Source organism: candidate division WOR-1 bacterium RIFOXYB2_FULL_36_35 (assembly GCA_001771505.1).
Lineage (GTDB): Bacteria > Margulisbacteria > WOR-1 > XYC2-FULL-46-14 > XYC2-FULL-37-10 > XYB2-FULL-36-35.
This window is the reverse complement of the sequence record MEUA01000021.1, coordinates 1-5,433: the sequence shown is the minus strand read 5'-3', so window position 1 is coordinate 5,433 and position 5,433 is coordinate 1. Positions and strand designations below refer to the sequence as shown.

Sequence of the window (5,433 nt, the reverse complement as noted above, 5' to 3'; positions counted from 1 at the left end):
AAAAAGGATAGGAATATAAAAGCTAAAAGTAATCCGATTTTTTTAAACATAAAACTTTCTTGGCAATATTATAACAGGAAATAGTTTTTGTTTATATATAGGCTTAAAAAAATATCGAAAGTTCGTATTTTGCGTTTTCATCGGAATCCGATCCATGAATCATATTTTTAATACTCCCGTTTTCATCGAAAACGTTTTCTTCTTTAAACTCGGCGCGAATCGTACCCGCTTCCGCCTTTCGTGGGTCTGTTGCCCCCATAATTTCGCGAAGCTTTGAAACGGCATCTTCTCTCTGAAGTTTCATCAAACAAATCTGCCCTGAAGTGATAAATTTGACAAGCCCATTATAAAAAGGCTTATTTTTGTGAACAACATAAAGCTTTTGCGCTTCATCCAATGTCATGTTAACAAGCTTGCTTTCTAGAATTTCAAAACCGGAATCGGTCAGCTTTTTTTTTATTTTGTCCGCAATCCCCCGAGAGACTGCGTCAGGCTTAATTATGCAAAAAGTTTGCTCTTGCACGTTTTATCGCTTCCTTAACCCTGCTTGGAGCTGTCCCACCATGCACATCCTTTGCCTTAACGCTGCTTTCGGCCGACAAAATCCTTGTAACATCATAAGTAAATCTCTCGGAATATTTTTTAAGATCGGGAAGAGCCATATACTCCAATTGCATATTACACTCTTCACAAAAAGCGATTATCTTCCCCACTATCTCATGGGCAGTCCTAAAGCTCTCTCCTTTTGTAACAAGATAATAAACCATATCTGTCGCCGTAAGAAACCCTTTCTTGGACGCTTTTAACATTCTTTCACTATTTACCTTTGCAGTCTTAAGCATCTCCGCCATTATCCCCAAACAGGCTTTTAAAGTATCTATCGAATCAAAAAGCGGCTCTTTATCTTCCTGCATATCCCTGTTGTAGGCAAGAGGAAGCCCTTTCATAGTTGTTAGAAGAGAAAAAAGGCTTCCGTAAACTCTGCCAGTTTTACCTCTCGTAAGTTCTGCCATGTCTGGGTTTTTCTTTTGAGGCATAAGTGAGGAGCCTGTCGTATAAGCATCGGATAAAGTTATATAACAAAATTCATAACTCGACCAGATAATTAATTCTTCTGCCAATCGGGAGAGATGCATTTGGCAGACAGAGGCAGAATAGAGATAATCCAGAACAAAATCACGGTCTGATACCGCGTCGAGACTGTTATTCGTAATATTTGCAAAGCCAAGTTCTTTTGCAAGAAACTTTCTATCAAGGCCAAAATTTGTCCCTGATAATGACCCGCTGCCAAGAGGCATAAAATCACATCTTCTATAAGAATCTTCAAGCCTATCTTTGTCGCGTTGCAACATTTCGTAATAAGCCATCATCTGATGGGCAAATAAAATAGGCTGTGCGCGTTGCAGATGGGTATATCCAGGCATTATTACATCTATATTTTTGTCGGCAAGGTCAACTAAAGACTTCTGGAGGTTTTCGATCTGGATCAATGTCTCTGTAATTTCCCATTTAAGGTACATTCTAAGATCCGTAGAAACCTGATCGTTGCGGGAACGGCCTGTGTGAACTTTTTTGCCGACCTCCCCTATTTTTTCAATCAGGAGCATTTCAATATTCATATGGATATCTTCACATGAGGCTTTAAATGGATTTTTTCCCTTATCTATCTCTTTTTTAATCGTTTCCAACCCTTTGATAATTTTTTGGCACTCTTGAACTGTCAGTATCCCTGCCTTTTGAAGACACCTTGCATAAGCCATACTTTGGATTATGTCCTGCTTGTAAAGTCTTTTATCATAATGGACAGAGGCAGAAAATTCTTCGGCAGATTTTGCGATTGGCAGACGAAACCGACCCGACCACGCTTTTTTTGATGACATTATTTAGCCTCCCAAAAATTAAAACCCAAAAAAATGATTGTCAATATTATAACAGGTAATTGTTTTAAGTTACAGGAGAGATGCCCAGGATTTTGTTATTTTTTTATTTATTTTCGCCTGAACCTTCATCGGAAGCCCAAATAAATTTATAAATCCTTCAGCATCCTTTTGGTTATAAACTTCCTCTTTTTCAAACTACCTATAAAATCCAATGCTAGCGTGAGTTTACTACTTAAAAAATAAAAAAGGCTGTAATCCTTCTAGCTATTGACTTTCAGAAAAACGGCTTGTATACACCAAAAAACATTATTTCATTAAAACTTCAAATAATTTTCTTGTATCCTGACCATCAATCTCTTCCATGCCGTACTCAATGTTGAATTTGTTCGCATTCGCAGGAACTATGTATTTTACTTTTCGCACAGAAGATAAGCGATCTAAAATCTTGTTTCTTTGAATATGCCTCCATCTTTCACATAATTTCATCGATAAAAATCTGAAACCAAAAAAAATCACCTGAAATTTTCAAAAAAAAACCCGATGTTCTTTTATAAGCAGTTAGCACTATGGCGATGGGTTGTTCTTGGAAAAGGACAACCCGCCCAGGGTTGCTAACTTGATATGTGGAAAATTCGGAGGACATCGAACCTCTGAATTAATCAGAGGTCTCGACAAGGAGACATAGGGCAATATAAAAAGATCAAAGAGGCGTCTTGCCCCTATGTTTATTAAGTGAACAAAATAAAAATTAATACTTGGGAGCAAGCTTTTCGATTAAACTTTGAGCCTCAAACAAGAGTGTATGACACTCATGAATGGAGTGAGTCTTTCTCTCCTAATTTTAAAAATGAATTTCAAGCTGTTTTGCAAGCAAAAACTCAGAAGAGAAGGATTGATGCCTTAGTTGATTTCGTGCTACGCCAGCAATTAAGTCGTTGGCAACGGGGTTGCGCAGATGGTTTTAAAGAACTGGCCAATTTGAGATTTGAGGGAAATCTTGCCCCACTATTATATTTAGGACGTGACCCAAATGGATATTTTTATAGAAAATACACAAGTATGTTTTCAGGAATAATTGGTTTAGATGTTGGCTGTCAATTATTTGAAGAATCTAAACATAATTTTGCAATTCCTCATTACGAGTATTATCGAAAATTAGGAGCAAAACGAATGATTGGCATAGACATGCTGTTGAAAGAGGCAAACGAAAAAGAGGATGTATATCCCACAGATGTTCGCAACATGGATACTCCTGCTTTGCTACAAGAAAAAGGAATAGCTCATTTTGCAACTGTAGCCAAGATTTTTGGGAAAACATCGCCCAGTAATACAGTTTTGGAAATAGCAGGAGGTTTGTCAGAATTACAAAGAGTCCTCCGACTGGATGGTCTAATCTTTGTGGCGGACAGTAGAATAGATACTGCTCTTGTTTACATTGCACAAAAATTAGGATTTAAAGTTTTTCATAATACGATAAGAACAGCAACATTGTTAAACCTTCCTCTAGGATATTTTATAGTACACGCGAATTGTCCAGTTGATCAAAATCATTTTTCGGAAGTTTTGAGCATATTAGGGGAAAATCAATTAGAGATATTACCTTATTAAATTTGCATAAAAATTTCACGGAAAGAAATTCATTATTTGCATATACACATAACCCTTGCTATCCCTTAAAAGTTTTAGCAGAAACCTTCATTGGCGACCCAAAAAGATTGATCCTCAATTTTCATTGACCCAAAAATCATAGAATGCTAAAATAATTATAGAGGTGAAAAGTTTTGAAAAAGAAAATGATTGAAATACCACTAGATGTATATGAAAACGCCAATTCTCTTGACGATATAGAAGATTGGCTGTGGTCTCATAATAAAGAGTTTGTTAAAGAGATGGAAAATGCCTCTGAAGACATCAAAAAAGGAAGGCTGACTTCTTTAAAGGAGCTGAAAAAAGAATTAGCTATCAAATAAAAATCACCCAAAATGCCGATAAAAATTTTAAGGATTTAGATAAATCAATCACAAAAAGAATTATAAATAAACTAGAATGGCTTGCTCAAAATCCTTATATTCATCATTTTGCACTAAAAGGATTTTCTCAAAAAGATGGAAAATTATTTAGATATAGAGTTGGAGATTATAGAATAATATATAAAATTGACCATGAAGAAGAAACCTACTATATTTGTGGAGTAAAACATAGATCTGAGGCATACAAAAATCTTAAGCCTTATTTTGGTTAGAAAATTATCTCTATTTAAATGTCTTTGAATGAACTTTTATCGGCAACCCAAATAAATTGATAAACCCTTCAGCATCCTTTTGGTTATAAACTTCCTCTTTTTCAAAAGAGGCAAGCTGTGGATCGTATAGAGATTTAGAAGCCTTGCGACCTACAACGGCGCAATTGCCTTTGTAAAGCTTTAAGCGAACAACTCCTGTCACATTCTTTTGTGTTTCATTGATAAAGGCATCAAGAGATTTACGAAGTGGAGAATACCATTGTCCGTTATAAACAAGTTCAGAATAACGAATAGCAATCCCCTGCTTCATGTGATGAGTATCGCGGTCAATTGTAATAGATTCAAGGGCTTGATGGGCTAAATATAAAATAGTACCGCCAGGCGTTTCATAAACTCCTCGGGATTTCATTCCAACTAGGCGATTTTCAACGATATCAACACGTCCTACGCCATTTCGTCCGCCGATTTTGTTAAGTTCTTTAATTAAAGCCACAGGCGAAAGCTTTTTGTCATTAATAGATACAGGCTCCCCTTTTACAAATCCAACTTCAACATACTCTTCTTTATTTGGAGCTTTAGCAGGATCAACGGTCAAAATAAACATATCCTCTTTTGGCTCATACCATGGGTCTTCCAAAACGCCCCCTTCATAACTTATATGCCACAAATTTCTGTCTGATGAATAAGGCTTCGATTTGGAGACAGGGATAGGAATATTTCGTTTGTTCGCATAATCTATCTCTTCTTCACGACCTTTAAGTTTCCATTCTCTCCAAGGAGCAATAATTTTAAGATCGGGAGCCAGAGCCTTAAAAGTCAATTCAAATCGAACCTGGTCATTTCCTTTGCCTGTTGCCCCATGGGCTACTGCATCGGCCTTTTCTTTGAGTGCAATTTCAACTTGGCGTTTCGCAATAAGAGGGCGGGCAATTGATGTACCTAAAAGATATTGGCCTTCGTAAATAGCGCCGGTTTTGAGCATCGGAAAAATAAAGTCTTTCGCAAATTCTTCTGTTAAATCTTCTATATAAATTTTTGAAGCGCCGGTTTTTAGAGCTTTTTGTTTTAAACCTTTGAGTTCCTCTTCCTGCCCAACATCAGCGGCATAAGCTATCACTTCGCAACCATAATTTTCTTTGAGCCAGTTAATCATAATTGAAGTATCAAGCCCACCAGAATACGCAAGAACTACTTTTTTAATTTTTTGCATTTTGGAACTCCTCATTTTAAAAAGAAAAGCTGAAAGCTCCTTTTAAATTTACCAATAATATTATATCAAAAAATAATATCGGAGGGAATTTAATTATGGAA

General features: G+C 36.4%; 5 protein-coding genes. 1 reads left to right on the top strand and 4 read right to left on the bottom strand.

Annotated features, from left to right (window positions below; translation table 11 throughout):
- Positions 1-103: 103 nt before the first annotated feature.
- From A2290_09045 to A2290_09035, 3 genes are all read right to left on the bottom strand, one after another.
- A complete protein-coding gene (locus tag A2290_09045) occupies positions 104-523 on the bottom strand; it encodes a nucleoside-diphosphate kinase (GenBank protein OGC15360.1) in 420 nt (139 codons plus the stop codon).
- On the bottom strand, positions 495-1,880 hold the full coding sequence (locus tag A2290_09040; protein ID OGC15359.1) for an argininosuccinate lyase: 1,386 nt from the start codon (positions 1,878-1,880) through the stop codon (positions 495-497). Before A2290_09040 ends, A2290_09045 begins: the two co-directional genes overlap by 29 nt.
- A 306-nt stretch (positions 1,881-2,186) precedes the next feature.
- On the bottom strand, positions 2,187-2,366 hold the full coding sequence (locus tag A2290_09035; protein OGC15358.1) for a hypothetical protein: 180 nt from the start codon (positions 2,364-2,366) through the stop codon (positions 2,187-2,189).
- A 246-nt stretch (positions 2,367-2,612) separates the two neighbouring features.
- Between A2290_09035 and A2290_09030 the strand changes: the two genes are divergently transcribed.
- Entirely contained in the window at positions 2,613-3,488 is an 876-nt protein-coding gene (locus tag A2290_09030; GenBank protein OGC15357.1) for a hypothetical protein, read from the top strand.
- Positions 3,489-4,132: 644 nt separating this feature from the next.
- Here A2290_09030 and A2290_09025 read toward each other — a convergent pair.
- Positions 4,133-5,323 carry an argininosuccinate synthase gene (locus A2290_09025; GenBank protein ID OGC15361.1) on the bottom strand — a complete coding sequence of 397 codons (1,191 nt, stop codon included), beginning with the start codon at positions 5,321-5,323 and terminating at the stop codon, positions 4,133-4,135.
- Between the last annotated feature and the right edge of the window lie 110 nt (positions 5,324-5,433).

Excerpts from the sequence above, each read along its gene's own strand:
- A2290_09040 (OGC15359.1), bottom strand. The coding sequence starts at position 1,880 with ATGTCATCAAAAAAAGCGTGGTCGGGTCGGTTTCGTCTGCCAATCGCA.
- A2290_09035 (OGC15358.1), bottom strand. The coding sequence starts at position 2,366 with ATGAAATTATGTGAAAGATGGAGGCATATTCAAAGAAACAAGATTTTA.